Raw genomic sequence first — 26,330 nt, forward strand, 5'->3', positions numbered from 1 at the left:
GTCAGCGCGCCGCCCCCTCCGTGGTCACGATGACGCCGAGCGCGTAGGCGCGGGACATGCCGAGCAGGGCGGCGATGCCGTGCAGGGCGGACCGCTCCCCCTCGCCGAGCGGGCCGTCCGCCAGCCCGATCCGGACGGCCTGCGCGAGAAACCACTCCTTGGCCTCCACGGCGAGGTGCGCCCCGGCCTGGACGACCTCCTGCTCCAGGAACGTCCGGCGCAGCGCGAGGTCGGCGTCCACGGCGGCCGCGTCGTAGTCGGGCTCGCCGTAGCCGGTGACCGTCGTGATCGCGCGGGCGCGGGCGGCGGCGTCGGCGGGATCGCCGGAGCGCAGCACCAGGGCCGCGGCCGCCCGCATCCCGGCGGCCAGGGACTCGGCCATCTGCTGCGCGGTCGGCGTCCGCAGGGCGGACACGGGAAGGCGGGCGCGGCACGTGCGGCACTCCACGGCGTGCCCGAGGCGCCACAGCGGCACCATCGGGACGAAGAACACCGAGAACCAGCGGCGTCCGGCGCGCCTCCGGTAGGCGCGGTCGCCCCCGCACTGCGGGCAGTGGAACGTCCCCTCGCTGACCGTACGGAACACCGCCGTCAGGCCAAAAACGAGCAACACCGGCGCTCTCCTCCCATAACGGACTTCGTTCCAACCTACAGATCCGCGCGGGGGGAGGTGGCCGTCCCGGGCAATGCCCTTCGTACGTTTACGCTGGGTTCATGACCGGTGACCTGGGATCCGACGCGGGCCGCGCGCGGTCGCGCCCGTCCTTCCTGCCGCCCGTCGACGGCTATCCGCCGCCGCACGACGGGCCGGCCGAGGCCGTCCCCGCCGCTCCCGGCCCGTACCCGCGGCGGGGCGGCGGCGCCTGGATCGCCGCCCTGATCATCGCCGCGTCCGGCCTGCTGGTGTCGGCGTTCCTGCCGTGGGCTCGCGCAGAGGTCGTCGTCGACCTGTTCGGCCGCTCGCTGAGCCGCGACCTCGGCAGCATCGCGGGCATCGACGCCGACGACATCGTCCTCGCCGTCCCGGTCCTCGCCGTGATCGCGATCGCGCTGGCCGCCTGGGACCTGATCGGGCGGGACGCCCGGATCGGCGGGCTCGCCGCGGTCCCCGGCATGCTCGCCCTGCTGGTGTGCGGGATCTTCGTGCTGCGGCTCGGCGACGTCCGCGACGACCTGCCCCAGACCGGCCTCGACCTCGGCTACCAGATCACCGTCCGGTTCGGCTGGTACCTCGCGGTCATCACGTCCCTGCTCGTGGTCGGCTTCAGCCTCGCCCGCCCCGTCAGCGACCGCGTCGCGAAGTCGCAGAGCCAAGAGGAGCAGGACTACCCGCAGCCTCCCCATGCCGACCAGCAGTACACGGGCCAGCAGTACGCAGGCGAGCAGTACGCAGGCGAGCAGTACCCGGCCCAGCAGTACCCGACGGGTGAGTACGCCGCCTGGCCCTCGGAGGAGCAGGCGTGGGGCCGCCAGGGGCAGCCGCACGAGGAGCCCGCGCCGCCCGACGGCGAGCCCGGGACGGACCGGCCCGATCCCGAAGGGACGGCGCCCCGGCGGGACGCGGACTGACGCCGACCGTCAGTCGTAGAAGCCGAGCCTGCGGAGCTGCTTGGGGTCGCGCTGCCAGTCCTTGAGGACGCTGACGCGCAGGTCGAGGAACACCTTCGTGCCGAGCAGGGCCTCGATCTGGCGGCGCGCCGCCGCGCCGACCTCCCGCAGCCGCGAGCCCTTGTGCCCGATGATGATCCCCTTCTGGCTGGACCGCTCGACGAACAGGTGCGCGTAGACGTCGACGAGGTCGTCGCGGCCCTCGCGGGGCGCCATCTCGTCCACCACGACGGCGATCGAGTGGGGCAGCTCGTCCCGGACGCCCTCCAGCGCCGCCTCGCGGATCAGCTCGCCGACCAGGACCTGCTCGGGCTCGTCGGTCAGGTCGCCCTCCGGGTAGAGCGGCATGCCCTCAGGCAGATGGGAGATCAGCAGGTCGCCCACGAGGCCGACCTGGAAGCCGCTCTCGGCCGAGCACGGAACGATGTCGGCGAACTCGCCGAGCCCCCCGACCGCGAGGAGCTGCTCGGCGACCTGCTCGGGCGCGGCGAGGTCGGTCTTGGTGACGATCGCGACCACGGGCGTCTTCCTGACCCCCGCGAGCTCCCTGGCGATGTACCTGTCGCCGGGGCCGACCGGCTGGTCGGCGGGCACGCAGAACCCGATCACGTCGACCTCGGTCAGCGTGGACCGGACGAGGCTGTCGAGCCGCTCCCCGAGCAGCGTCCGGGGCTTGTGCAGGCCGGGGGTGTCGACGACGACGAGCTGCGCGTCCGGACGGTGCACGATCCCCCGGATGGCGCGCCGCGTCGTCTGCGGACGGCTGCTGGTGATCGCCACCTTCGTCCCGACCAGCGCGTTCATCAACGTCGACTTGCCCACATTGGGCCGCCCGATAAAACAAGCGAACCCTGTATTCATTGCGTTCCTCTCCTCCTTCGGGCCTGGCGGCCCTCCATCGTCGAGAAACGCGGGCGATCGCTGGCATCGCTCCGACTCGCCTGACGGCTCGCTGCGCGATCAGATTCTCGCAAGCTCGAATCTGCCTTCGGACGCGATCGCAACCATAGAGGTCGTTGCGGGGTTGCGGCGGTGGCCAGGGCCAGTGCGTCCATGGAGACGGGTGCGCTTATGGCTTTTTCTCCTTGTTCGGGCCCAGCGGCCCTCCGTCCGCGGCTGGGGATGCCAGTTTAGTCGGGTTGCAGGAGAGAGCGGTCACGCCGCGGTGCCGAGGCCTTCGAGGGCCGCGGCGGCCTTCTCGGTCCAGAAGGGGGCCTCCAGGCGGGCGGCGACGTCGGCGGCTCTGCGGTAGTGGGCGGCGGCCACGTCGGCGGGGCTTTCCAGGAAGCGGGCGAGGTCGCCGAGGACCTGGGCGGCGGGGCCGACCGTGGCGACGGCGGTGGCGCCGCCGGTGAAGTGGCCCTCGTAGGGCAGCAGCGCCGCGTAGGCCTCCTCGGCCAGGGGGCGGTCGCCGAGGGCGACGGCGCGCAGGCCGCGGACCGCCATGGTCAGGTCGAAGAAGTAGTCGCGCCGGACGGGCCCGGCACCGGCGACGACCCGGCGGGCCTCGGCGAGGCGGCCGGCGGCGGCCAGGGTGAGCGCGTACATGTCCGCGGTCGCCCCGACGTGCCCCCACTGCTCGTGCAGCCAGGCGGCCTCGTCCATCGCCTCCTCGGCCCGCCCCAGGACCAGCCGCAGGCAGAACGGGCCGAGAAGGGCCATGCCGCGCTCGCTGAACCAGATCCGGGTCCGGCCGATGGAGCCGCCGACCTCGGCGAACGCGCGTTCCGCCTCCTCCGGCCGGGCGGCGAAGGCGCGCACCAGCGCCGTGTACCAGTCGGCGATGCGGGCGAGCAGCGGCAGCCCGTACTGCTCGGCGAGCCGGCGCCCCTCCGTACGGTGCCGGTGCGCGGCGGGCAGGTCGAGCGCGGCGACGCTCGTCTGCTGGAGCTGCAGGTGGGCGAGGACGCGGTAGGTGCCGAGGTCGTGCTCGGTGGCGAGGGCCAGCAGCTCGGAAGCGAACCGGTGGCGCTCGGTGAGCCCCTCCGCGCTCCGGTAGGAGTTGATGTAGGCGCCGTTGAGGGCCAGGGCGACCAGCTCGGGCGCGCCCAGCTCGCGGGCCAGGCGGAGCGCCGCCTCGGCGGCCGCCGCGCCCCGGTCGTGCTGCTCGCCCTCCAGCTCGATCGCCAGCGTGGTCAGCAATCTGACGCGCAGCTCCGGCTCGGCTTCGGGCAGGCGTGCCAGCGCCTCCTCGGTGGCCTCCACGGTGTCGAGGTCGAGGCTCCCGTACTCCCGGCTCGTCCACAGCGTCGGGACGTCGAAGCCCACGATGATCCGGGCGAGGAGCCGGACGTCGCCGAACGCGCGGGCGTCGGCGATGGCGGCGATCCGCCGGACCCTGGCGTCGACGACCTGCCCGGCGAGGGCGCTCGACCGGATCGCGGCGACCTCCGCCTCCAGCCGGTCGCGGGTCGCCTCGGGGCCCTGCGCGCGGAGCGTCTCGACGACGCGGACCCACAGGTCGGCGGCGGTTCCGTGCGCGAACCGCATCTCGGCGGCCGCGGCGGCGCGCCGCGCGTACCGGACGGCCTTGTCCGGGTCTGTGCCGGATTCGAGGTAGTGGTGCGCGATCGCGGCGGCCTCGTCCGGGAGGTGCCGTTCGAGCGCGGCGGCGACCCGGCCGTGCACGCGGGTGCGGCGGGCCCGGGACAGGCCCGTGTAGAGGGTGTCGCGGACGAGGGCGTGCGCGAACCGGATCCGGCCGGGCGCGGGCTCGGTGACGAGGCCCGCGGCCAGGCCCGCCTCCACGGCGTCGATCACCGTCTCCTCGTCCCCGGACAGGTCGGCCAGAACGCGCAGGTCGGCGTCCCGGCCGGCGACCGCGGCATCCCGCAGCACGGTCTGGACCGGTCCCGGCAGCCGCGCGATGCGGCGCCGCAGCACGTCGCCGACGCCGGCGGGTACCCGGCGCGTGGCGGCGGGCAGCCCCTCGGCGTCCAGAAGCCGGGCCGTCTCCCGGGTGAAGAACGGGTTGCCGCCCGTGCGCTCGGCGATCGCGGACAGCTCCGCGTCGTCCAGCCCGGCGGCGCAGGTGTCCCGGACGAGGACCGCGACCTCCGCCGGCGACAGCCCGGCCAGCTCGATCCGCGCGGGCTCGTGCCGGGCGAGGGCGGCCAGCGCTGCGGCGAGACCGTCCGGGACCTCGGTCTGCCGGAACGTGGCCAGCAGCAGGACGGGACGGTCCCGCAGCCGCCCGGCGAGCCGGATGAGCAGGGCGAGGGTCTCCTCGTCCGCCCAGTGCAGATCGTCCAGGACGAGCAGGAGCGGCGCGGTGTCCGCGAGTTCGGCGAGGAAGTCCCCGACCGCCAGGTGGAGGCGGAAGCGCCCCGTGACGACGTCGGCCTCGCCGCGCTCGACGACGGCGTCGTCCAGCAGCGGCCCGAGCCGTCCGGCGAGGCCGGCGGCGGGCGGGGCGGCGGCCGCCAGCCCGCGCAGCAGCTCGGCCCAGGGCCAGGCCGCGGGCGCTCCCCCGGTCTCCGGCGCCGTCCCCCATCCGCACGTCCAGCCCCGTGCGGCCAGGTCGCGCGAGAACCTCTCGGCGAGCGCGGTCTTGCCCATGCCGGCGTCGCCGCAGAGGAGGACGGCGCCGCCGCGGCCCGCGGCGGCGCTCCGGGCGGCCTCCTCCAGTCGCGCCAGTTCCTGGACGCGTCCCACGAAGGCGGGGCCGTCCTCGGCGCGGGGCTCGGCCGCGAGCCGCAGCGCAGGACGGGCCGTCGCCGGCCGTTCCGGTTCCCCGAGGGCGGGGTCCTGCGCAAGGATGCCGGCCTCCAGGCGGCGCAGCGCCGGGCCGGGGTCGACGCCGAGTTCCTCGGTCAGGGTCGCGCGGGCTCGCCGGAGGGCGCCGAGGGCGTCGCCCTGGCGTCCGGCGCGGTACAGGGCGAGGGCCAGCAGCCGCCACGCCTCCTCGCGCAGCGGGTTGGCGGCGGCGTGGGTCTCCAGGTCGGGGACGGCCTCGGGGGCGGCGCCGAGCCGGAGCATCGCCCCGGCGCGGTGCTCGACCGCGAGCCGGCGCCGCTCGTCCAGGCGGGCGGCCTCGGCCGCCGCCCACGGCAGGTCGCCGAACTCGGCGTAGGCGGGCCCGCGCCACTCGGCGAGCGCCGCCTCCGCGCGGCGGCGGGCCTCCGGCGGGTCGGCGTCCGACAGCTCGGCGGCCTGGTCGATCAGCGCGTCGAACCGCCACGCGTCGACGGCGCCGTCCGGCAGCCGCAGCGCGTACCCCGGCGGCTCGGTGACCAGGACCCGCGCGGGCGTGCGGGGCGGGCGGTCCGGTTCGAGCGCGCGGCGCAGGTGGGACACGAACGACTGGAGGCCGGCGGCGGCGCGCGGCGGGGCCGTGCCCGCCCACAGGTCGTCGACGAGCCTCTCGGCGGGCACCATCCGGCCCCGCGCGGCGACGAGGCGGGCGAGCACGGAGCGCTGCCGGTGACCGCCGAGGTCGGCGGCGGCCCCCGCCACCTCGGCTCCGAAGGCCCCGAGAACGCGTACGACAGGCGACATGTCCCGATCAGCCTAACCGGGACATGCCGCCCTCCTCTGATCACTCCCCCGGTTACGCGCGGCTGGGTTCGGGCCGCCGCACGGGGGCCTCGGCGGGCGCCGCGCCGCCGTGCAGGTCGATCGTCGGCAGCACCCGGGCGAGCGGCTTCGGCAGCCACCAGTTCGCCCGGCCGAGCAGCGACATCGTGGCGGGCACCAGCACCAGCCGGACGACCGTCGCGTCCAGCGCCACCGCCACCGCGAGCCCGACCCCCATCTGCTTGATCACCAGGCCGGGGTCGGCGGCGAAGCCGAGGAACACCGCCACCATGATCAGCGCCGCGCTGCTGATCACCCGGCCGGTCGCGGCCAGCCCGGTGGACACCGACCCGCGCGCGTCGCCGTGCAGCAGCCATTCCTCCCGGACCCGCGAGAGCAGGAAGACCTCGTAGTCCATGGAGACGCCGAACAGCACGGCGAACATCAGCAGCAGGATGAACGACGACACCGGGACGCTGTGCGGGAGGCCGAGCAGCTCGGCGCCCCAGCCCCACTGGAACACGGCCGTGAGCACCCCGTACGCGGCGCCGATCGACAGCAGGTTCATCACCGCGGCCTTCAGCGGCGCCAGCAGCGACCGGAACACGATCATCAGCATGATGAACGAGGTCGCCACCACCGCGCCGATCACCGGCCACAGCCGGTCCGAGAGCATCCGGGACAGGTCCACGTAGGCGGCGGTCAGCCCGGTGATCTCGGTGTCCGGCGGCAGGACGTCCGCGCGGATCCGGTCGACGAGCCCGGTCACCCGCTCGTCCTGCGGCCCGTACCTCGGGGTGACCATGATCACCGCGGCGTCGCCGCGCGGGGAGGCCTGCGGCGGCGCCGCGGACGCGACGCCCTCGGTGGCCGCAAGCCGGTCCCGGAGCGCCGGCAGGGCGGCCCGGTCGGTCTTGCGCAGGTCGACCGCGACGATGAGCGGGCCGTTGGCGCCGGGCCCGAAGCCGTCGGCGACAAGGTCGTAGGCGTTGCGGACGGTGTTGGACGTCGGCTCGCTGCTGGCGTCGCTCGGCCACGTCCGCATGCCGAGCGCGGGGGCGGCGAGCGTCAGCATCAGCACGGCGGCGGCGAGCAGCCACGGCCAGGGGTGCCGTCCGACGTGCACGGCCCACCGCCGGACCCGCGGCGAGTCCACGGCGATCGCCGCGCCCGCGGCCCGGTCGCGGCGGCGCAGCACCCGGCGGCCGGCGAGGCCCAGCACGGCCGGCAGCAGCGTGACGGCGCTCAGCACGGTCGCCGCGACGACGATGCCGGTGGTGAACCCCATCGTCATGAACACCGGGATCCGCGACAGCACCAGCCCGCACAGCGCCAGCAGCACCGTGAACCCCGCGAAGATCACCGACAGGCCCGCCGTCGCGCTGGCGCGTCCCACCGACTCCGGGACGTCGAGCCCCTCCGCGAGCCCCTCCCGGTGGCGGGTCAGCACGAACAGCGCGTAGTCGATGCCGACCCCCAGCCCGACCATGGTGGCGAGCGTCGGCGCGGTGGTGGCGACATCGGTGAACGCGGCCACCAGCGTGATCCCGGACACGCCGACGCCGAGCCCGGCCAGCGCGACGGCGAGCGGCAGCCCGGCCGCCACCACCGACCCGAACGCCAGCAGCAGGATGACCAGGGCGGCCACGATCCCGATGGCCTCGGCGACGCCGCCGGGCGCGGTCACGTTCTCGGGGACCTGGCCGCCGAACTCCACCTGGTAGCCGGCGGCGTCCAGGTTCCGCGTCGCCGCCCGCAGCAGGTCGAGGGTCTCCTTCGGCCCGAGGTCGGTCACCGGCACGGAGTACCGGACGGTCATCAGCGCGGTGGCCCCGCCCTTGCCGAACTGCGCCGGGTCGACGCCGCTGACGTGCGGCAGCCCGCGCAGCTCCCCCGCCGCCGCGGCCAGCTTCGCCGGGTCGACCTTCCCCGACCTCGCGTGCACCACGACCCGGGCGTCGGCCCCTGACAGCGCTGGGAACCGCTCCTGCAGCAGGTCGGTGGCCTGCTGCGAGCCCGTCCCGGCCAGCGTGTAGTTGTCGTGCAGGGTGCCCCCGGCGACGCCGGAGAGCCCGGCCATCGCGGCGACGAGCACCAGCCACACCACGATGAACCGCCAGGGCCGCATGGCGGCGGCCCTCCCCAGGCGGTAGAGCAGACGGGACATCACTTCTCCCCCAGAACGGCATTGTTCGACGCCCTACAGGCTCGCGTGCGCCCCTTGCCGTCCACTTGCCGCCGACTTGCGGCCCGCCTGGCCGGCCCGCGGACCTGCGGCCCGCCCGCTCCGCGCGGGTGACCCCGCCGGTCGCGCCGCCCGCTCGCGATGCCCGTACGCTGGGGGCGTGAGCGAGCTGAACGCCGAGGACGCGAAGATCATCACCCTGGCCCGGTCCGCGCGGGCCCGCACGGGCGCCGCCGAGGGCGCCGCCGTGCGCGACGAGACCGGCCGCACCTACTCCGCCACGAGCGTGGACCTGCCGTCCCTGAAGCTCTCGGCGCTCAAGGTCGCCGTCGCGATGGCCGTCTCCAGCGGCGCCGAGGACCTGGAGGCCGCCGCCCTCGTCACCGCCGCGGACGCGCCCGACCCCTCCGACGTCAGCGCCGTCCGCGACCTCGGCCCCAAGGCCCCGGTCCTGCTCGCCGCCCCCGACGGAACCCTCCGCGACACCATCGGCGCCTGAGCCCCTCCGCCCGCAGAGGCGGGCAGAGCCGGAGAAGGGCGGCGGCCGGGACGACGGCCCAGCTGTCAGCCGGAGTGGTCGGAGGCCGCGCGGCTCTCGGCGTCCGCGGCCGGCGCGCCGAGGCGCCGCACCAGGACGGTGCCGACCCGGTTGCGGCGGCCGGCGATGGTCTCGGCCTTGAGGGACAGCGCGGGGCCCGGCTCGCCGGTCCCGGCCTCGATCGTGGCGACCTCGGCGGTGGAGCCCTCGATGGGGACGCGGCCGAGCGCGTGGGCGAGCAGCCCGCCGACCGTCTCGACGTCCTCGGCGTCGATCTCCAGGTCGAACAGCTCGGCGAGGTCCTCCACGGGCAGGCGGGCGGTGACCCGGACCGCGTCGTCGGAGAGCCACGTCACCGGCGGGATCTCCACGTCGTACTCGTCGGTGATCTCCCCGACGATCTCCTCCAGGATGTCCTCGATGGTGACCAGGCCGGCGGTGCCGCCGTACTCGTCGATCACGATCGCGACGTGGATCTGCCGCGCCTGCATCTCGCGCAGCAGCTCGTCGATCGGCTTGCTGTCGGGGACGTAGGTGGCGGGCCGCATGACCGAGTCGACCGTCTCGACCGACTCGCCCTCGCGGTGCTCCTGGCTGCGCCGGACGACGTCCTTGAGGTAGGCGATGCCGACGACGTCGTCCTCGTTCTCGCCGACGACGGGGATGCGGGAGAAGCCGCTGCGCAGCGCCAGCGACATCGCCTGCCGCAGCGTCTTCGTGCGCTCGATGAACACGATGTCGGTGCGCGGCACCATCACCTCGCGGACGAGGGTGTCGCCCAGCTCGAACACCGAGTGGATCATCTCCCGCTCGACCGGCTCGATCAGGCTGCGCTGCTCGGCGAGGTCGACCAGGTCGCGCAGCTCCGCCTCGGAGGCGAACGGGCCCTCCCGGAAGCCCTTGCCGGGCGTGAGGGCGTTGCCGAGCAGGATCAGCAGCCGCGGCAGCGGCCCGAACACCCGGGTCACCGGGTGGATCACGGCGGCGCCCGCCAGCGCGATCCGGTCGGCGTGCTGGATGCCGAGGGTGCGCGGCCCCACCCCGATCGCCACGTAGCTGACGACGATCATGACGGCGGCGGCGGTCACGTAGGCGCGCCAGGTCTCGTCAAGCCAGGAGATGCACAGGTCGGCGACGATGACCGTGGCGACCAGCTCGCAGCCGATCCGCAGCAGCAGGACCATGTTGACGTAGCGGGCCGGGTCGGCGACGACCTCCGCCAGCCGCCGGGCGCCGCGGCGGCCCTCCCGGACGGCCTCCTCGACGGTGACGCGCGACACCCGGGCGAGCGCGGTCTCGGTGCCGGCCAGCAGGCCCGCCAGGAAGACCAGGCCCACCGCCAGGGCGGACAGCCACGCCTGCGCGGTGCTCATCAGCCGCCGCGTTCCTCCCGCCAGGAGGTGAGGAGCTCGGCCTGCAGGCCGAACATCTCCCGGTGCTCCTCCGGCTCGGCGTGGTCGTAGCCCAGGAGGTGCAGGATGCCGTGCGTGCACAGCAGCTCGAGCTCCTCCGCGGTGCTGTGCCCGGCCTCCCGCGCCTGCTTCTCGGCGACGGCGGGGCACAGCACGACGTCGCCCAGCAGCCCCGGGTCGGTCTCGCCGTCCTCGTCGGCGCCGCCGGACATGTGCCCGGGGCGGAGCTCGTCCATGGGGAAGGACAGCACGTCGGTCGGGCCCGGCTCGTCCATCCACTTCTCGTGCAGCTCGGTCATCGCGGCCTCGTCGACCAGCAGCACCGACAGCTCCGCCAGCGGATGGACGCGCATCCCGTCGAGGACGTGCCGGGACAGGGCGGCGATGCCCTGCTCGTCGACCTCGACGCCCGACTCGTTCAGCACCTCGACGCTCACTGCCGCCCCCGCTTGCGGGGGCCGCCGCGCGCCGCGCCCTGCTTGAACGGCGGCACCTGCTTCTCGTCGTACCGGTTGTAGGCGTCGACGATGTCGGTGACGAGCTTGTGCCGCACGACGTCGCGGCTGTCGAGCCGGCAGAAGTCGATGTCGCCGACGCCGTCGAGGATCTCCTGGACGACGCGCAGCCCGCTCATCTGCCCGTTCGGCAGGTCGACCTGGGTGACGTCGCCGGTCACGACGACCTTCGACCCGAACCCGAGCCGGGTGAGGAACATCTTCATCTGCTCGGGCGAGGTGTTCTGCGCCTCGTCGAGGATGATGAACGAGTCGTTCAGCGTCCGGCCGCGCATGTAGGCCAGGGGGGCCACCTCGATGGTCCCGGCGGCCATCAGGCGCGGGATCGAGTCGGGGTCGACCATGTCGTGCAGCGCGTCGTACAGCGGGCGCAGGTACGGGTCGATCTTCTCGTAGAGCGTGCCCGGCAGGAAGCCGAGCCGCTCGCCCGCCTCGACGGCCGGGCGGGTGAGGATGATCCGGTTGACCTGCTTGTCCTGCAGCGCGCGGACGGCCTTGGCCATGGCCAGGTACGTCTTGCCGGTGCCCGCGGGGCCGATGCCGAACACGATCGTGTGCTTGTCGATCGCGTCGATGTACCGCCGCTGGTTCAGCGTCTTCGGGCGGATGGTCCGGCCACGGCTGGACAGCACGTCCAGGGTGAGGACCTCCGCCGGACGCGCGCCGCTCTCGCCGCGCAGCATCGCCAGGCTGCGCTCGACGGCGTCGGGGGTGAGCTGGGTGCCGCCCTTCAGCAGTTCGAGCATCTCGGTGAAGAGCCGGGAGACGAGGTCGGTCTCGCCCTCCGGGCCGGTCACGGTGATCTCGTTGCCGCGGACGTGGATGTCGATGTCGGCGCCGAAACCGTGCTCGATCGCGTGGAGCAGCTCGTCGCGGGAGCCCAGCAGGCTCACCATCGAATGCTCGTCCGGCACCACGATCTTGATCTGCGAGCGCGAGCCTGTCCGGTCGTCGCGCCCCGTGCGGGTTGCCCTCGCGTGAGTTGATTCGACCATCAGCCGGGCCTTGCGGCCTATCGGACCTGCCTTCTGTCTGCTCCGGGTGTCCTGGTGTACCGGTTCCATCGTACTGGCGACCCCCGACACACCGCCGCCGCATTTTCCGCGCGGCGGGCGGGCTCAGCCGGGCGGCCAGTTCAGGCCGCGCCCGCCCAGCACGTGGGCGTGCACGTGAAACACCGTCTGCCCCGCCTGGGGGCCGGTGTTGAACACGACCCGGTAGCCGGTCTCGGCGATGCCCTCGTCGGCCGCGACCTGGTGGGCCTCGCGCACCAGCTCGGCGAGCAGCTCGGCGTCGGCTCCGGCCAGCTCGGCGGCCGTGGAGTGGTGGTCGCGCGGGATGACCAGCACGTGCGTCGGCGCCTGCGGGTTGATGTCGCGGAACGCCACCGTCCCCGCCGACTCGCGGACGATCGTGGCGGGCACGTCCCCGGAAACGATCTTGCAGAACAGGCAGTCGGTCATCTGTCTCCCCTCGCGGGCGGTCGCGGACCGCCCGGAAATCCTATCGGGACCGGCGGAGCCGTGGATCACGGCCGCCCGTGGCGGATAGGGTTTCGTCAATCGACTCCCTGTAGCCGTCGGCATTTCGACCGGCCACTGGCTAAGGTTGTCAGCTCAAGGCGTAACCCCCCGGTTCGCAAGGCGTCGCGACGCATCTCGCCCCGGCGGGAACGCCCGGTACATGCCGGCCGGACGCGATCGTCCGAATGGACGGCGGGGGGCCGGCAAAGGCGGCGGATAGGTGACCGAGGCAAACCAGGACATGCCCTTTCGTAAACCGAACGACGAGGGTGCGCGTCCCACTGACGTGACCGAGACCCTCGTGGCCAGGGGCACGGCGGGCGTGGTGGCCGCCGCCTGGGACGCCGATCAGGCGGTGACCGCCCTCTACAGCGCCAACTACCGTTCGCTGGTGCGCCTGGCGGCCATGCTCGTCCGGGACGCGGGGACGGCCGAGGAGGTCGTGCAGGACGCGTTCGTCGCGATGCACGGCGGCTGGCGCCGGCTGCGCGACCCGGACAAGGCCCTGTCGTACCTGCGGCAGTCGGTGGTCAACCGGTCGCGATCGGTGCTCCGGCACCGCGCCGTCGTCGAGAAGTACGCCCCCAAGGGGCTGCCCGACGCGCCGAGCGCGGAAGCCGGGGCCATCGGGGAGCTGGAACGCTCGGCGGTGATCGACGCGCTGTCCCGGCTCCCCGCCCGCCAGCGGGAGGCGCTCGTCCTTCGCTACTACGCCGATCTGTCCGAAGCGGAGATCGCCAACGCGATGGGCATCTCCCGCGGCGCCGTGAAGAGTCATACGGCGCGCGGCATGACCGCGCTACGCAACGTCCTGGAGCAGTTCTCATGACCACCGACCCCCACGACGAGCACGGCGAGATCCTCCGCCGCGCCCTGCACGCGGAGGCGGACTCGGTCAACCCCGCGGGCGACGGCCTGGAGCGCATCCGGGCCCGCATCGCCGACGGCCACGGCCGCCGGTTCGGTCTCGGACGCTTCGGCCCGGCGCGCTTCGGGTTCGACCGGTTCACCGTGAACTGGGCCCGGCCCGTCCTCGCCGTGGCCGCCGCCGTGCTGATCGCCGGGCTGGGCGTGACGGCGCCCCGGACGATCGACCTGATCCAGCAGTCGGTCGGCAACAGCAGCCGGTCCGGCCACGAGGGCGGCGACGCCGCCGGCGACCGCACCGGACAGGGCGACGACCCCCAGTTCCCCGACCCCTCGTCGCCGGGGAGCAGCCAGTCCGGCGAGCCGAGCAGCTCGGAGGCGCCGACGAGCAGTTCCTCGCCGGGGCTCTCGTCCTGCCGCATACCCTCGCCGGGCGCCTCGGCCAGCGCGTCCTCCACGCCGACCCCGGCGACCACGCCGTGCCCGAGCGAGACGCCGACGCAGACGACGCCGGCCACGCCCTCCTCGCCGCCCGCCCCGACCACGCCCGAGCCGTCGAGCAAGCCGACCGAGCAGCCGACGCCGCCGGCCGAGACGAGCGAGCCCGCGAGCGTCACCGAGCAGGGCGCGTCGACGACGCCCTGACCGGCGGGCGCTACCAGCGGCCGGTGGCGGCCAGCAGGACGCTCGCCGCCGCGACGCCCGCCGTCGAGGTGCGCAGCACGGTCGGGCCGAGCCGCGTTGGGCGACCGCCCGCGGCGCGGAAGCGCTCCAGCTCGTCCTCGCTGATCCCGCCCTCGGGGCCGACCACGAGGATGATCTCGCCCTCCGCGGGCGGCTCCACGGCGCTCAGCGGCGCCTCGGCCTCCTCGTGCAGGACCAGGGCGAGGGCCGCGGCGGAGATCCGCTCGGCGACGTCCTCGGTGGAGGCCAGCTCCGGCATCGCCGGCAGCCTGCCGCGCCGGGCCTGCTTGCCGGCCTCGCGGGCGGTCGCGCGCCAGCGCCCGAGGGCCTTGTCGCGGCGCTCCGGGCGCCAGCGGGTGACGCACCGGGACGCCGACCACGGGACGATCTCGTCCACGCCGACCTCGGTCATGGTCTCGACCGCGAGCTCGCCCCGGTCGCCCTTCGGGAGGGCCTGCACGACCACCAGACGGGGCGAGGGCGGCGGCTCCCGGTGCCGGGCCAGCACGTCGAGCGTGAGGGTCGCCCGGTCGGCGGCGGTGACGACGCACTCGGCCAGCAGGCCCTCGCCGTCGGTCAGGTCGACCCGCTCCCCCGGCCGCAGCCGCCGCACGGCCGCCGCGTGCCGCCCTTCGGGGCCGTCCAGCAGCACGCTGTCGCGCTGAAGCGCGTCCGTCCCGGCGAGGAAGACCGGCGGGCTCATCCGAGCCGCCCGCGGCGCGCGGGCGCCCGGTCAGCTGAACACATCGCTGCTCCCCACGAGGCCGTCCCCCGCACCCGGTTCCGATCCGCTCGTACGGGGGCCTGCCGCCATGCTCTTAGTCGCCGCGGCGGCCTTCCTGGTAGGCCGCCGCCACCGCGCTTCAGTGCTGGTTGAAGACGTCCTTGAGACGGGAGAACACGCCGCGCTGCCCGGGGGCGAACCTGCCGGGCGGGCGCTCCTCGCCGCGCAGCACCGCGAGCCGCCGCAGCAGCTCCTCCTGCTCCTCGTCGAGCCGGTTCGGCGTCTCCACGTTGACGTGGATCATCAGATCGCCGCGGCCGCTCTCGTTGAGATGCCGGACGCCCCGGTTGTAGAGCGTGATGACCTGCCCCGACTGCGTGCCGGGCTTGATGTCGACGCTCTCGGCCGCGTCCAGCGTCTCGATCGTGACGCTGGTGCCGAGCGCCGCCGCCGTCATCGGGATCTCGACCGTGCAGTGCAGGTCGTCGCCCTCGCGCTCGAAGATGGGGTGCGGCTTCTCGACGATCTCCAGGAACAGGTCGCCGGGCGGGCCGCCGCCCGGGCCGACCTCGCCCTCGCCGGCGAGCTGGATGTGGATGCCGTTCTCCACCCCGGCCGGGATCTTCACCTTGACGGTGCGGCGGGTCCGGACCCGGCCGTCGCCGGAGCACTCGGTGCACGGGTTGCGGATCACCGAGCCGAAGCCGCCGCACGCCGGGCACGGCCGGGCCGTCATGACCTGGCCGAGGAACGAGCGCTGGACCTGCTGGACCTCGCCGCGGCCGTGGCACGTCTCGCAGGTCTCCGGGTGGGTGCCGGGCGCGCAGCCCGACCCCTCGCAGGTCGTGCAGGCGACCGCGGTGTCGATGGAGAGCTCCCGCGTCGTGCCGAACGCGGTCTCGGCGAGGTCGAGCTCGACCCGCAGCGTCGCGTTGCGGCCGCGCCGCGCGCGCGAGCGCGGGCCCCGCGAGGTCGCGGTGCCGAAGAAGGCGTCCATGATGTCGCTGAACGGGAACCCGGCGCCGCCGAACCCGCCGGCGCCCGCGCCCCCGGCGGACGCGAAGGGGTCCGCGCCGAGGTCGTACATCTCGCGCTTCTTGGGGTCGGAGAGCACCTCGTAGGCCTGGGTGATCTCCTTGAACCGCTCCTGGGTCTCCGGATCCGGGTTGACGTCCGGGTGGAGCTCCCGCGCGAGCCGGCGGTAGGCCTTCTTGACCTCGTCGGCGCTGGCGTCCCGCCGGACGCCCAGGGTCGCGTAGTAGTCGTTCGCCACTTACGACCCCGCCAGGATCTGTCCCACGTAGCGTGCCACTGCCCGTACCGCTCCCATCGTGCTGGGGTAATCCATGCGTGTCGGCCCGAGCACTCCCAGCCGGGCCAGAGTGAGGTCGCCCACCCCGTAGTCGGCGGCGACGACCGAGGTCGACTTCAGCCCCTGGTCGGGGTTCTCGGTGCCGATCCGCACCGTAACTGTAGAGGAGTCGCCGGTCTCGCCGAGCAACCGCATGAGGACCACCTGCTCCTCCAGCGCCACCAGGACGTCCCGCAGGCTCTGCGAGAAGTCCACGGCGGCGAGGTTGGCCGCCCCGGCGAAGACGATCTTCTCCTCGTGCTTCTCGACGAGCGTCTCCAGCAGCACCGACAGCACCGCCGCCGCCACCGGCCGGTCGTCCGGGCCCACCTTGTCGGGCAGGTCCGCCACCGCGGCCGGGACCTCGCCGAAGCCGAGCCCGTCCAGGCACGTGTTGAGCAACGCCCGCAGGTGCCCGATCGATTCCTCGGAGATCGGCCCCGTCTCGATGACGCGCTGCTCCACCCGCCCGGTGTTGGTGATCAGGACGAGCAGCAGCCGCCCCTCCGCCACCGGGACCAGTTCCACGTGCCGCACCGCCGAGCGGGTCAGCGACGGGTACTGCACCACCGCGACCTGCCGGGTCAGCTGCGCGAGCAGCCGCACCGTGCGGCCCACGACGTCGTCGAGGTCGTACGCCCCGGACAGGAACGTCTCGATGGCGCGGCGCTCGGCGACCGACAGCGGCTTGATCGTGGAAAGCCGGTCGACGAACAGCCGGTACCCCTTGTCGGTGGGGGCCCGCCCGGCGCTGGTGTGGGGCTGGGCGATGTAGCCCTGCTCCTCCAGCACCGCCATGTCGTTGCGGATGGTCGCGGGCGAGACGCCGAGGTTGTGCCGGTCGGCCAGCGCCTTGGACCCCACCGGTTCGTTGGTGGAGACGTAGTCCTCGACGATGGCGCGCAGGACCGCTAGTTTCCGGTCGTCCAGCACGTGGTCACCTCCTTCGTCCGGCCGGGCCGTGCTCCTGGCACTCCTTGCTTTCGAGTGCCAAGTCTACGGCCCGGAAGGCTCGGCTGGAGCGCCCCCGCACTCTCCGCATGGCTGCGTGATCCTATCCGGCCCCGGAACGGACGCCACGCCGAGGAAAGCGGGCCGCCCGGGCACGCGCCTCCCGGCGGGTTAATGTGCGGACCTGTGCGGAGTAAGAAGTACGGAAACGACGTGCTGGCGGGCGACTGGCGCAAGCCGCGCAAGGGGCAGATCCCGGAGGTGCCCGCCGAGCCGGGCCTCGTCGCCGAGGACCCCGACAGCGGTTTCTGCGGCGCCGTGGTCGGCTGCGACAAGTTCGGGGTCACCCTGGAGGACCGGTTCGGCAAGCGCCGGGTCTTCCCGCTGACCAAGTCCGGGTTCCTCATCGACGGCAAGCCCGTCACCCTCGTCCGGCCGAGCGCCGCGCCGAGGGGCCCGGCGCGGTCCGCCTCCGGCTCGATCGCCGTCCAGGGCCTGCGGGCGCAGGTCGCCAAGGAGAGCCGCATCTACGTGGAGGGCGTCCACGACGCCGAGCTGGTCGAGAAGATCTGGGGCCACGACCTGCGCGTCGAGGGCGTCGTCGTCGAGTACCTCGAAGGCGTCGACGACCTGCCCGCCATCGTCGAGGAGTTCGAACCCGGCGAGGACCGGCGCCTCGGCGTCCTGGTCGACCACCTCGTGGAGGGCTCCAAGGAGTCCCGGATCGCCGCCCAGGTCACCTCGCCGTACGTCCTCGTCACCGGCCACCCCTTCATCGACATCTGGGAGGCCGTCAAGCCCGCGGCCGTCGGCATCCGCGCCTGGCCCCGCATCCCCCGAGGCATCCCCTGGAAGGAGGGCGTGGTCGCCGAACTCGGCTGGGGCGACGACACGGGCGCCGCCTGGAAACGCATCCTCAACTCGGTGAACACCTACACCGACCTGGAACCAGCCCTACTAGGCCGCGTAGAAGAACTGATCGACTTTGTCACTGTGTAGACCCAGGGGGGCGACCCCCTGGAACCCCCGTCACGACGCAGGCGATCCTCACGCCGCCGTTGCGGCCTGTCGTGCCCGTGACGACGTGTGAGGCGTCGCTGCGGTCGCCTGCGTCGGCGGGCATGCGCGTTGCGCTCGCTGCACTCGCTCCACGCGCCTGCCCGCACTGTGTCTTCCCAGGGGGGCGACCCCCTGGGCTAGCACAGCGCTCGGACTACTGCGTCGGCTAGGAGGCGGCCCTTGAGGGTGAGGACGGCTCGCCCCTGCTCGTAGGGAGCGGGTTCGATCAGGCCGTCGGCTATCAGGCTGCGGGCGGCCTCGTCGTCCAGGAGGCGGGTGGGGCAGCCCTGGGCCAGGCGCAGTTCGAGCATGACGCGTTCGATGTGCCGGTCCTCGTCGGTGAGGATCTCCCGGGCGTGGGCGGGGGTGGTGCCCTCGGCGAGGCGGGCGGCGTAGGCGGCGGGGTGCTTGACGTTCCACCAGCGGGTTCCGCCGACGTGGCTGTGGGCGCCCGGGCCGACGCCCCACCAGTCGGCGCCCGTCCAGTAGAGCATGTTGTGCCGGCAGGCGGCGCGTGGGTCGGCGGCCCAGTTGGAGATCTCGTACCAGTGCAGGCCGTGGGCGCTGAGCAGCTCGTCGGCGATCAGGTAGCGGTCGGCCATGGCGTCGTCGTCGGGCGCGGTCAGTTCGCCGCGCCTCACCTGCGCCGCGAGGCGGGTGCCCTCTTCGACGATGAGCGCGTAGGCGGACACGTGGTCGGGCTCCGCCGCCAAGGCCGCTTCCAGGGAGCCCCTCCAGTCGTCGTCCGTCTCCCCTGGCGTCCCGTAGATGAGGTCGAGGTTGATGTGCTCGAAGCCCGCCTTGCGGGTCCACTCGACGACCTGCGGGACGCGTCCGGGCGTATGCGCGCGTTCCAGGACGGCGAGGACGTGCTCGCGCGCACTCTGCATGCCGTACGAGACGCGCGTGAACCCGGCCTCGCGGAGCTTGCCGATGTACGCCTCGTCCACCGACTCGGGGTTGGCCTCGGTGGTGACCTCCGCCCCTGGGGCCAGGCCGAACTCGGCGTCGATCGCGGCCAGCACGCGGCCCAGGTCGTCCGGCGCTAGGAGGGTCGGGGTACCGCCGCCGACGAAGACGGTCTCGACGGGCAGGTCCGCCTCCCCGAGGACGCGCCGGGCCATCCGGACCTCGCGGATGGCGGTGTCGGCGTAGGAGTCTCGGCTCGCCCCAGGCCCCAGCTCCGTCGCCGTGTAGGTGTTGAAGTCGCAGTACCCGCACCGGGTCACGCAGAACGGCACGTGCACGTAGAACGCGAACGGGCGCTCACCCAGGCCGTGCAGGGCACTGCGGGGCAGCGCACCGTCTGTCGGTACGGGGTCGCCGTCAGGAAGCGTCGAGGGCACCCCTCAAGTCTGCCCCGCTCCGCCCCCTGCTTCGGCCGCTCAGGCCTCCCCGAGCTTGTCGCGGAGCCAGTCGGGGATGTGCTCGTCGGCGCGGGGGAAGCGGTCGAGGTCCTGGACATAGGCGGACGGGGCCAGCGGCGGGGTGAAGTCGGGCTCGCCGTCGTAGTCGAACTCCGCGCTGAAGTGGCCCGAGCGCTCCACCTGGAGGCGCGCCGTGAACCAGGCCCCCTTGTCGGACCGGTACATGACGCGGCGCAGCTCGTCCATCTTCCCGACGGCCTGGCCCGGGGGCAGAGCCGTACGGCGTCCTCCGTCCGGGCCCTCGACCTCGAAGGAGGCGCTGTCGATGCCGACCGTCGCGCGGAACTCGAAGTCGAGCCGCTGCCAGCCCGCGGGGGCGGCGGAACGCAGCGCGCGGACCGCGCCGTTCACCGTTTCCCGTTCCTTCGCGGAACGCAGAACCTGCTCGGGGTGGGTCACACTGCCTCCGCGAGGTCGGCCGGTTCGTTTCGATCAGGCACCGTACCCGTCCGACCGTACCTCCGTCCGCGCCCGTGCCAAGCAGCCGCCGCCGTGTCGCGGCCGACCGACGGCACTTCGGCCGCCGACCGGCTGAGACACCGCAACGAATACGGATATTGTCGTCCGGATGCGAAACGAGGGTGGGACCGGCCGGGAGCGCGTGCCCGCCCGGGTGCTGCTGCGAGGCGAGCCGGACGGCTGGCACTGGGTGCTGGTGGACGACGCGGGCGCCGAGCGGCGCTCGGACTTCGCCGGCGCGGGGACGCGCTGGGCCGCGGGCGGCCGGCCGGACCCGGAGCCGGCGTGGTGGCGCCGCAGGCTCGCCGAGACGGCCGAGGGGCTGCGGGAGGCGGTCGCCGAGCGGCTGACCGACGCGACGTTCCGCGAGTTCGGCGCCGAGGCCGTGATCACCTGGTTCGCGGTGGCGGAGCCCGTCGAGTGGGAGGGCATCGTCACCCTGCGGGAGGCCGACCCGGCGCGGTTCCCCGGCCGGGTGCCGCCGTTCGTGGTCACGCTGGAGCCGGGCCGCGGCGCGCTGCTGCCGGACGCGAGCCTGCTGTTCTCCACCCGCGCCGCGGACGCCTGGACGACCCTCGACGCGGTCGCCGAGCGCTGCGGCACCCTCCCGCCGAAGCCGTCGTTCCTCTGCGGCTGGACCGGGCACCGCAGCGTCCGGGTCGGGCGCGGCACGCTGGCGCTGTCCACCGGCCGGGGCGAGGACGGCGTGGAGCGGCTCGCGCAGATCTGCGGGACGCGGTCGCCCGGCTGGAGCGGCAACCCGGAGATGCGGTTCCGGCTCGACGGGGTCGACCTGCTCGACGAGCCCGCCGGCGACGTCGTCGCGCTGCTGCGGGAACTGGACCACGAGATCGTCAGGCGCGGCCGGTCCGTCCGGCTGGCGGCCTCCGGGCTCACGCTCCACGCCCCGGACGGGGCGGACGGGGCGGAGCGGTTCACCGGCGTGTCCCTGGGGGTGCCGGCGGCGCTGTCGCCGCTGTGGACCGGCTCCTGACGCACCCGGCCCATCGGCCGACTCCCGGCGCACACGGAGACGACACCCACGGGGGACCGCCTCGTCACCCGAACGCAACCGCGGCCGCCTAGGTTCCCCGATCATGAGAAGCCGCGCGCGCCATGCCGTGCTCGCCGTGACCGGCGCCGTCCTCGCCGGCGCTCCCCTCTCCCTCACCGCCTCCCCCGCCCACGCCGCCGGACCGCCCGGCACGATCAACGTCCACCGCGGCGGCCCCGCCCGGTCGCTGCCCTTCACCGCCCGCCGGGACGGGGAGGCGCTGATCTCCTTCTCCGCCTCCGCCCCGGGCGTCTCCTGGGTCCGCCGGGGCGCCGAGTCGGCCGTCGTGTCGATCGCCGTCGACGGGCACCACGTGACCGACCTCGTCGTCCCCTCGTCCGACCCGATCCCCCGCAGCCTCGGCCTCGGGCACGTCGGGCGGGGCCGCCACAAGGTGACGCTGCGGTTCGCCAAGGGCAGCGCGCCCGCGGCCCGCCGCGTCACGCTCCGGCACCCCCGGGTCAGCATGCCGGACGCGGAGGCGCTCGCCCTGCGCCACGCGCCCGTCGTCGTCGGCCGCACGGGGTGGCCGACCGGCGACCCGTACCAGAACGCCACCACCGACACCCCGCTGGTGGCCTGGCACGAGACCCGTCCCGCCGCCGCTCCCGGCCACCAGATCATCGAGTACTCGGTGGTGTGGAGCAACGAGGACGGCGGCACCGACACGCCCGCGCTGATGGCCCGCTGGGGCCGGACGACCGACATCGAGTGGATCTACCGGGTCGAGGTCGACGCGTCCGGCCGGCGCGTGGACGGCACCGCCGTCTACCAGGCACCCATGCACATGACCCTGAAGTTCACGGGCCGCTACGAAGGCGACCACCCGGTGCTGCAGACCTGCACCCAGAACAACAACATGTGCGACGTGGTCTCGCCCGGCGCTCCGCTGCGCTTCCTGCCGGACGCCACCGGGACGCGCCCGGACGGCCGCGCCCGCGAGGTCGTCATGGACCGGGAGCCGTGGACCTACCGGATCGCGGCGCAGGAGATGGTCCGCGAAGGGAAGATCGAGAACCCGTCCGACCCCGCGACGCGCGAAGTGGGCGACCAGCGGACGTACCTGTTCGTGGAGTTCGCCAAGACGACGGGCGCCGCGACCGGGTCCGGGTCGGCTCCGGGGGTCGCGCTGGGGGTGCGGCTGAAGTCCGACCCGTCCCGGCTGTACCGCTCCGACCACGACGAGCCGACCTGGTCGATCGAGCGGGACGGCGCCGTGGCCACCACCGTCGAACTGCCCGAGGGGACGGGCGTCGCCGACATCGCGAGCATCGAGGCCCTTCGCCGGCCCACCGGGCTCGGGGACAACGGCGCGCCGGCCATGGTCACGTCCGTCAACCGCGGGTTCTTCCTGGACGACTCGTTCCAGCCGCAGCCTTCGTCCGTCCAGTGGAAGGGCTCGGTCACGCTCACGCAGGCGGCTCCCACCGCCGTCATCTGGCACCCCTGACCCGACACCAGGCACCGCACAGGGGCCCGTGGCGCGAATCGGCCACGGGTCCCTGTTCATCGGGAACCCGGGCGAACTCCACAGGCGTCCAAGGAGTCATACACTTCGCCAATAGCTTGCATAGCGACCCCGGAGAGGACGTCCGCCATGGCCTACGGGCCTCCCCCGCCGCCCGGCCAGGGACAGCAGCCCCAGTGGCAGCAGCAGCAACAGGCCCCCTGGCAGCAGCCCGGAAACGCCTGGCAGCAGCCGCAGCAGCCGCAGCCTGGCATGGGCTGGCAGCAGCAGCCGCAGGGCGGGAGCAACACCGCCCAGATCCCCGGGAGCTTCGGCCCCGTCACCGACGACGAGAAGACGTGGTCGCTGATGGCGTACGTGGGCCAGTTCCTCTTCGGCGCGATCGCCCCGGCCGTGGTCTACCTCGGCAAGGCCCGCTCGCCGTTCGTGCGCAGGCACGCCGCGCAGGGCCTCAACATGGGCATCGCGAGCATCGCCGTCTGGATCGTCTTCGGGCTGCTGTCGCTGGCCGTCGACTTCTTCATCTGGGTGCCGCTGCTGTTCACGGCCGTGGTGATGTTCTTCCTGGTGTACGCGGGCAGGGCCGCCAACCGCGGCGAGTTCAGGCGCGTGCCGTCCGCGGTTGCCTGGCCCCTGCTGAATTGACGCGCTCCCCGGCTTGAAGGCCGGGGATTCAGCCTGTGCTGCGTGTGCGGCACTTCTGTGGCTTCCTGTTTCGCCGGGTCCTGCCTCCCTGGACGGGAGGAACCTCGGGCTGGTGATCTTCCGGCCGTCCGAGGTCACCGCGAAATGCGTCAACCCCAGATCGATCCCGACCTCGGCCGCCACGTCCGGCAGTGGCTCGTCCGCGGTCTCCACCACGAACGACGCGAAGTACCGCCCGGCCGCGTCCCGGATCACCGTCACGCTCGACGGCTCGGACGGCAGCGGACGCGACCACCGCACCCGCACGTCCCCGATCTTCGGCAGGCGCAACCTCCCGCCCGCCGTGACCGTGAAACGGGCGTTGCGAGTGAAGCGGATCGCCTGCCGCCCGTCCTTGCGCGACCGGAACCGGGGCGCCGCGACCCTGCGGCCGTTCCGCTTCCCCGACACCGACGCGAAGAAGTTGCGGTAGGCGGTGCTCAGGTCCGCCAGCGCCTGCTGGAGCACCACGGCCGAGACCTCCCCGAGCCATGCCCGCTCGGGGGTCTTCTTCGCTTCGGTGATGACCCGCCTGGACAACTCCCCGTCCGAGGGGTGCGCCAGCCCGGCCGCGTGCGCCTCCTCCCGTGCGCGCAGGGCGTCGTTGTACACCACCCGCGCGCACCCGAACGCCCGCGCCAGCAATTCCTGCTGGCCGGGGGTCGGGTGGAGCCGGAACTGATACCTCAGCCGCACACCCTGATCCTACTATTGGTCTATGGAAGATCACGGCGATATAAGGACCGGCAGACACTGCGTTTTCATGCTGCATGCGCACTTGGTCTTCGTGACCAAGTTCCGGCATCCGGTGTTCACGGGAACACAACTGGAGCGCATGGAGCAGATCATGCGAGACGTGTGCGCCGACTTCGACACCGAGCTGGCCGAGTTCAACGGCGAGGCCGACCATGTGCACCTGCTGGTGCACTTCCCACCCAAGGTCGCGGTGTCCAAACTGGTCAACTCGCTCAAGGGCGTGTCCTCCCGCAGGATGCGCCAGGAGTTCCCCGAACTGGTCCGCCACTACTACCGGGCGAACAAACTGTGGTCGGCGTCCTACTTCGCCGGGAGCGTGGGCGGCCCGCCCCTCACCGCGCTGCGGCACTACATCGAGCAGCAGAACCAGCCGGGTTAGAACACACTCAGGCCTGGCGGGCCTCCCGCGCGGGCCCTCACCCCCGGCCCGAAAGCCGGAGCACCGGCCCGCACATCGGTAGCGGCCGCTACTTCTTGCCCTTGTCGGCGTCGCCGCCGCCGCCGGTCGAGAGGGCGGCGACGAAGGCCTCCTGCGGGACGTCCACCCGCCCGATGGTCTTCATCCGCTTCTTGCCCTCCTTCTGCTTCTCCAGCAGCTTGCGCTTGCGGGAGATGTCGCCGCCGTAGCACTTGGCGAGGACGTCCTTGCGGATGGCGCGGATGTTCTCGCGGGCGATGATGCGGGCCCCGACCGCGGCCTGGATCGGCACCTCGTACTGCTGCCGCGGGATCAGCTCCTTGAGCTTGGCCGTCATCATCAGGCCGTACTCGCGGGACTTGTCCTTGTGCACGATCTGGCTGAAGGCGTCCACCGACTCGCCCTGCAGCAGGATGTCGACCTTCACCAGGTCGGACTCCTGCTCGCCGCTGGGCTCGTAGTCGAGCGAGGCGTACCCGCGCGTCTTCGACTTCAGCTGGTCGAAGAAGTCGAAGATGATCTCGGCGAGCGGCAGCGTGTAGCGGATCTCGACGCGGTCCTCCGACAGGTAGTCCATGCCGAGCAGCACGCCGCGGCGGCCCTGGCACAGCTCCATGATCGCGCCGATGTGCTCGGACGGGGACAGCAGCGTGGCCTTCACCACCGGCTCGTACACCGCGCCGATCTTGCCCTCGGGGAACTCGCTGGGGTTGGTGACGGTGTGCTCCGAGCCGTCCTCCATCACGACCCGGTACACCACGTTCGGCGCGGTCGAGATCAGCGACAGGTCGAACTCGCGCTCCAGCCGCTCCCGGACGATCTCCATGTGCAGCAGGCCGAGGAAGCCGCAGCGGAACCCGAACCCGAGCGCCGCCGACGTCTCCGGCTCGTAGACGAGCGCGGCGTCGTTCAGCCGCAGCTTGTCGAGCGCGTCGCGCAGTTCGGGGTACTGGTCGCCGTCCACCGGGTACAGGCCGGAGAACACCATCGGCTTCGGGTCGCGGTAGCCGCCGAGCGAATCGGGGGCCGGCCGGGACGCGCCGGTCACGGTGTCGCCGACCCGCGCCTGCCGGACGTCCTTCACCCCGGTGATCAGGTATCCGACCTCGCCGACGCCGAGGCCCTGCACGGGCTTGGGCTCCGGGGAGATCACGCCGACCTCCAGGGTCTCGTGCGCGGCCCCGGTCGACATCATCAGGCTCTTCTCGCGCCGCGAGAGGCGCCCGTCCACGATCCGGACGTAGGTGACGACGCCCCGGTAGGTGTCGTACACCGAGTCGAAGATCAGCGCCCGGGCGGGCCCGTCGGGGTCGCCGACCGGCGCGGGCACCTCTTCGACGATCTTGTCGAGCAGCTCGCGGACGCCCTCACCCGTCTTGCCCGACACGCGCAGCACGTCCGAGGGGTCGCAGCCGATGATCCCGGCCAGCTCCTCGGCGTACTTCTCCGGCTGCGCCGCCGGGAGGTCGATCTTGTTGAGGACGGGGATCAGGTGCAGGTCGGCCTCTAGTGCCAGGTAGAGGTTGGCGAGCGTCTGCGCCTCGATGCCCTGCGCCGCGTCCACCAGCAGGACCGCGCCCTCGCACGCCGCGAGCGACCGAGACACCTCGTAGGAGAAGTCGACGTGCCCGGGGGTGTCGATCAGGTTGAGGACGTGGTCGACGCCGCCCGACGTCCAGGGCAGCCGGACCGCCTGGCTCTTGATCGTGATGCCGCGCTCGCGCTCGATGTCCATGCGGTCGAGGTACTGGGCGCGCATCTGGCGCTCCTCGACCACTCCGGTCAGCTGCAGCATCCGGTCCGCGAGGGTCGACTTGCCATGGTCGATGTGCGCGATGATGCAGAAGTTGCGGATGATCGCGGGATCGGTCTTGTCAGGCTGGGGCGCTGGCACCGGGGTCCGTTCGCAATGCTCACAGGTGGACAGGGATCTGTGTCTCCCATAGTCCCATGTCCGGCGCGATGCTCCGTGCACGGCCCGGTTTGGGACGGGCCCCGGTGATTGGTAAGCTGTGCGACTGCGTGTGGCGTAGCGTCGTGCCCCGGGGGCACCGTCCCGCCCCCGTTCAGACATTTCGTCAGCGCCTGCCGATACGCGCAGGCCCAGGATCGCGACCAAGCTGAGGCTCTAC

Annotated in this window: 23 protein-coding genes and 1 pseudogene; 9 read left to right on the forward strand and 15 right to left on the reverse strand. The window is 73.3% G+C overall.

Features of this window, described 5'->3' with window-relative positions:
* Position 1: 1 nt before the first annotated feature.
* Positions 2-613 carry a hypothetical protein gene (locus tag K4S16_RS05210; protein WP_149257596.1) on the reverse strand — a complete coding sequence of 204 codons (612 nt, stop codon included), beginning with the start codon at positions 611-613 and terminating at the stop codon, positions 2-4.
* Between the two features lie 101 nt (positions 614-714).
* Between K4S16_RS05210 and K4S16_RS05215 the strand changes: the two genes are divergently transcribed.
* Complete coding sequence (locus K4S16_RS05215; RefSeq protein WP_149257597.1) at positions 715-1,569, forward strand: hypothetical protein; 855 nt, start codon at positions 715-717, stop codon at positions 1,567-1,569.
* Between the two features lie 9 nt (positions 1,570-1,578).
* Here the strand turns inward: K4S16_RS05215 and era are convergent, their stop codons facing one another.
* The 3 genes from era to K4S16_RS05230 all read right to left on the reverse strand — a co-directional run bounded on the left by era (position 1,579) and on the right by K4S16_RS05230 (position 8,290).
* Positions 1,579-2,469: a GTPase Era gene (era, locus tag K4S16_RS05220; RefSeq protein WP_149257598.1), complete on the reverse strand. Its 891-nt coding sequence runs from the start codon at positions 2,467-2,469 to the stop codon at positions 1,579-1,581.
* A gap of 294 nt (positions 2,470-2,763) precedes the next feature.
* Positions 2,764-6,105, reverse strand: a complete 3,342-nt coding sequence (locus K4S16_RS05225; protein WP_149257599.1) for a BTAD domain-containing putative transcriptional regulator — start codon at positions 6,103-6,105, stop codon at positions 2,764-2,766.
* Between the two features lie 52 nt (positions 6,106-6,157).
* On the reverse strand, positions 6,158-8,290 hold the full coding sequence (locus K4S16_RS05230) for an MMPL family transporter (RefSeq protein ID WP_149257600.1): 2,133 nt from the start codon (positions 8,288-8,290) through the stop codon (positions 6,158-6,160).
* Between the two features lie 178 nt (positions 8,291-8,468).
* Here K4S16_RS05230 and K4S16_RS05235 point away from each other — a divergent pair, with 178 nt between their 5' ends.
* Entirely contained in the window at positions 8,469-8,807 is a 339-nt protein-coding gene (locus K4S16_RS05235; protein ID WP_149257601.1) for a cytidine deaminase, read from the forward strand.
* A 65-nt stretch (positions 8,808-8,872) separates the two neighbouring features.
* On the opposite strand, the gene K4S16_RS05240 is transcribed toward K4S16_RS05235, so the two are convergent.
* The 4 genes from K4S16_RS05240 to K4S16_RS05255 form a co-directional block, all read right to left on the reverse strand.
* Positions 8,873-10,219, reverse strand: a complete 1,347-nt coding sequence (locus K4S16_RS05240; RefSeq protein WP_149257602.1) for a hemolysin family protein — start codon at positions 10,217-10,219, stop codon at positions 8,873-8,875.
* Positions 10,219-10,695 carry an rRNA maturation RNase YbeY gene (ybeY, locus tag K4S16_RS05245; RefSeq protein WP_149257603.1) on the reverse strand — a complete coding sequence of 159 codons (477 nt, stop codon included), beginning with the start codon at positions 10,693-10,695 and terminating at the stop codon, positions 10,219-10,221. The genes K4S16_RS05240 and ybeY overlap by 1 nt, the downstream gene beginning before the upstream one ends.
* Positions 10,692-11,768, reverse strand: a complete 1,077-nt coding sequence (locus K4S16_RS05250; protein WP_149257604.1) for a PhoH family protein — start codon at positions 11,766-11,768, stop codon at positions 10,692-10,694. Before K4S16_RS05250 ends, ybeY begins: the two co-directional genes overlap by 4 nt.
* Before the next feature lie 123 nt (positions 11,769-11,891).
* On the reverse strand, positions 11,892-12,236 hold the full coding sequence (locus tag K4S16_RS05255; RefSeq protein ID WP_149257605.1) for a histidine triad nucleotide-binding protein: 345 nt from the start codon (positions 12,234-12,236) through the stop codon (positions 11,892-11,894).
* 301 nt (positions 12,237-12,537) lie between these two features.
* On the opposite strand from K4S16_RS05255, the gene K4S16_RS05260 reads away from it, so the two are divergent.
* Together K4S16_RS05260 and K4S16_RS05265 are read left to right on the forward strand one after the other, a co-directional pair.
* Positions 12,538-13,125: a SigE family RNA polymerase sigma factor gene (locus tag K4S16_RS05260; protein WP_149257606.1), complete on the forward strand. Its 588-nt coding sequence runs from the start codon at positions 12,538-12,540 to the stop codon at positions 13,123-13,125.
* Positions 13,122-13,808 carry a hypothetical protein gene (locus tag K4S16_RS05265; RefSeq protein ID WP_149257607.1) on the forward strand — a complete coding sequence of 229 codons (687 nt, stop codon included), beginning with the start codon at positions 13,122-13,124 and terminating at the stop codon, positions 13,806-13,808. The genes K4S16_RS05260 and K4S16_RS05265 overlap by 4 nt, the downstream gene beginning before the upstream one ends.
* A gap of 10 nt (positions 13,809-13,818) precedes the next feature.
* Here K4S16_RS05265 and K4S16_RS05270 read toward each other — a convergent pair whose 3' ends face one another.
* From K4S16_RS05270 to hrcA, 3 genes are all read right to left on the reverse strand, one after another.
* Entirely contained in the window at positions 13,819-14,550 is a 732-nt protein-coding gene (locus tag K4S16_RS05270) for a 16S rRNA (uracil(1498)-N(3))-methyltransferase (protein ID WP_149257608.1), read from the reverse strand.
* Positions 14,551-14,710: 160 nt separating this feature from the next.
* Positions 14,711-15,844, reverse strand: coding sequence for a molecular chaperone DnaJ (dnaJ, locus tag K4S16_RS05275; RefSeq protein WP_149257609.1), 1,134 nt, complete (start codon positions 15,842-15,844; stop codon positions 14,711-14,713).
* Complete coding sequence (gene hrcA, locus K4S16_RS05280; protein WP_149257610.1) at positions 15,845-16,855, reverse strand: heat-inducible transcriptional repressor HrcA; 1,011 nt, start codon at positions 16,853-16,855, stop codon at positions 15,845-15,847.
* A gap of 204 nt (positions 16,856-17,059) precedes the next feature.
* Here hrcA and K4S16_RS05285 point away from each other — a divergent pair, with 204 nt between their 5' ends.
* Positions 17,060-17,872 (forward strand): DUF3097 domain-containing protein, encoded by an 813-nt coding sequence (locus K4S16_RS05285; protein ID WP_149257611.1) that lies wholly within the window; start codon positions 17,060-17,062, stop codon positions 17,870-17,872.
* Between the two features lie 197 nt (positions 17,873-18,069).
* Here the strand turns inward: K4S16_RS05285 and hemW are convergent, their stop codons facing one another.
* Together hemW and K4S16_RS05295 are read right to left on the reverse strand one after the other, a co-directional pair.
* Positions 18,070-19,278 carry a radical SAM family heme chaperone HemW gene (gene hemW, locus K4S16_RS05290; protein WP_149257612.1) on the reverse strand — a complete coding sequence of 403 codons (1,209 nt, stop codon included), beginning with the start codon at positions 19,276-19,278 and terminating at the stop codon, positions 18,070-18,072.
* A 39-nt stretch (positions 19,279-19,317) separates the two neighbouring features.
* On the reverse strand, positions 19,318-19,710 hold the full coding sequence (locus K4S16_RS05295; RefSeq protein WP_235036583.1) for an antitoxin YezG family protein: 393 nt from the start codon (positions 19,708-19,710) through the stop codon (positions 19,318-19,320).
* Positions 19,711-19,927: 217 nt separating this feature from the next.
* Between K4S16_RS05295 and K4S16_RS05300 the strand changes: the two genes are divergently transcribed.
* From K4S16_RS05300 to K4S16_RS05310, 3 genes are all read left to right on the forward strand, one after another.
* Complete coding sequence (locus K4S16_RS05300) at positions 19,928-20,812, forward strand: hypothetical protein (protein WP_149257614.1); 885 nt, start codon at positions 19,928-19,930, stop codon at positions 20,810-20,812.
* A gap of 103 nt (positions 20,813-20,915) precedes the next feature.
* Positions 20,916-22,322 (forward strand): hypothetical protein, encoded by a 1,407-nt coding sequence (locus K4S16_RS05305; RefSeq protein WP_149257615.1) that lies wholly within the window; start codon positions 20,916-20,918, stop codon positions 22,320-22,322.
* 147 nt (positions 22,323-22,469) lie between these two features.
* Positions 22,470-22,985 carry a DUF4870 domain-containing protein gene (locus K4S16_RS05310; protein WP_149257616.1) on the forward strand — a complete coding sequence of 172 codons (516 nt, stop codon included), beginning with the start codon at positions 22,470-22,472 and terminating at the stop codon, positions 22,983-22,985.
* A gap of 84 nt (positions 22,986-23,069) precedes the next feature.
* On the opposite strand, the pseudogene K4S16_RS05315 reads toward K4S16_RS05310, so the two are convergent.
* Positions 23,070-23,720: pseudogene (locus K4S16_RS05315) on the reverse strand (RNA-guided endonuclease InsQ/TnpB family protein); the annotation flags it as partial.
* Positions 23,721-23,742: 22 nt separating this feature from the next.
* On the opposite strand from K4S16_RS05315, the gene tnpA reads away from it, so the two are divergent.
* On the forward strand, positions 23,743-24,159 hold the full coding sequence (gene tnpA / locus K4S16_RS05320; RefSeq protein WP_149257617.1) for an IS200/IS605 family transposase: 417 nt from the start codon (positions 23,743-23,745) through the stop codon (positions 24,157-24,159).
* 88 nt (positions 24,160-24,247) lie between these two features.
* Here tnpA and lepA read toward each other — a convergent pair whose 3' ends face one another.
* Positions 24,248-26,092, reverse strand: a complete 1,845-nt coding sequence (gene lepA / locus K4S16_RS05325; RefSeq protein ID WP_149257618.1) for a translation elongation factor 4 — start codon at positions 26,090-26,092, stop codon at positions 24,248-24,250.
* Between the last annotated feature and the right edge of the window lie 238 nt (positions 26,093-26,330).

This window comes from Actinomadura sp. K4S16 (assembly GCF_008327685.1).
Lineage (GTDB): Bacteria > Actinomycetota > Actinomycetes > Streptosporangiales > Streptosporangiaceae > Spirillospora.

Excerpts from the sequence above, each read along its gene's own strand:
- K4S16_RS05215 (WP_149257597.1), top strand. The coding sequence starts at position 715 with ATGACCGGTGACCTGGGATCCGACGCGGGCCGCGCGCGGTCGCGCCCG.
- era (WP_149257598.1), bottom strand. The coding sequence starts at position 2,469 with ATGAATACAGGGTTCGCTTGTTTTATCGGGCGGCCCAATGTGGGCAAG.
- K4S16_RS05225 (WP_149257599.1), bottom strand. The coding sequence starts at position 6,105 with ATGTCGCCTGTCGTACGCGTTCTCGGGGCCTTCGGAGCCGAGGTGGCG.
- K4S16_RS05230 (WP_149257600.1), bottom strand. The coding sequence starts at position 8,290 with ATGTCCCGTCTGCTCTACCGCCTGGGGAGGGCCGCCGCCATGCGGCCC.
- K4S16_RS05240 (WP_149257602.1), bottom strand. The coding sequence starts at position 10,219 with ATGAGCACCGCGCAGGCGTGGCTGTCCGCCCTGGCGGTGGGCCTGGTC.
- K4S16_RS05250 (WP_149257604.1), bottom strand. The coding sequence starts at position 11,768 with ATGGTCGAATCAACTCACGCGAGGGCAACCCGCACGGGGCGCGACGAC.
- K4S16_RS05255 (WP_149257605.1), bottom strand. The coding sequence starts at position 12,236 with ATGACCGACTGCCTGTTCTGCAAGATCGTTTCCGGGGACGTGCCCGCC.
- K4S16_RS05260 (WP_149257606.1), top strand. The coding sequence starts at position 12,538 with ATGCCCTTTCGTAAACCGAACGACGAGGGTGCGCGTCCCACTGACGTG.
- K4S16_RS05265 (WP_149257607.1), top strand. The coding sequence starts at position 13,122 with ATGACCACCGACCCCCACGACGAGCACGGCGAGATCCTCCGCCGCGCC.
- K4S16_RS05270 (WP_149257608.1), bottom strand. The coding sequence starts at position 14,550 with ATGAGCCCGCCGGTCTTCCTCGCCGGGACGGACGCGCTTCAGCGCGAC.
- K4S16_RS05300 (WP_149257614.1), top strand. The coding sequence starts at position 19,928 with ATGCGAAACGAGGGTGGGACCGGCCGGGAGCGCGTGCCCGCCCGGGTG.
- K4S16_RS05305 (WP_149257615.1), top strand. The coding sequence starts at position 20,916 with ATGAGAAGCCGCGCGCGCCATGCCGTGCTCGCCGTGACCGGCGCCGTC.
- K4S16_RS05310 (WP_149257616.1), top strand. The coding sequence starts at position 22,470 with ATGGCCTACGGGCCTCCCCCGCCGCCCGGCCAGGGACAGCAGCCCCAG.
- tnpA (WP_149257617.1), top strand. The coding sequence starts at position 23,743 with ATGGAAGATCACGGCGATATAAGGACCGGCAGACACTGCGTTTTCATG.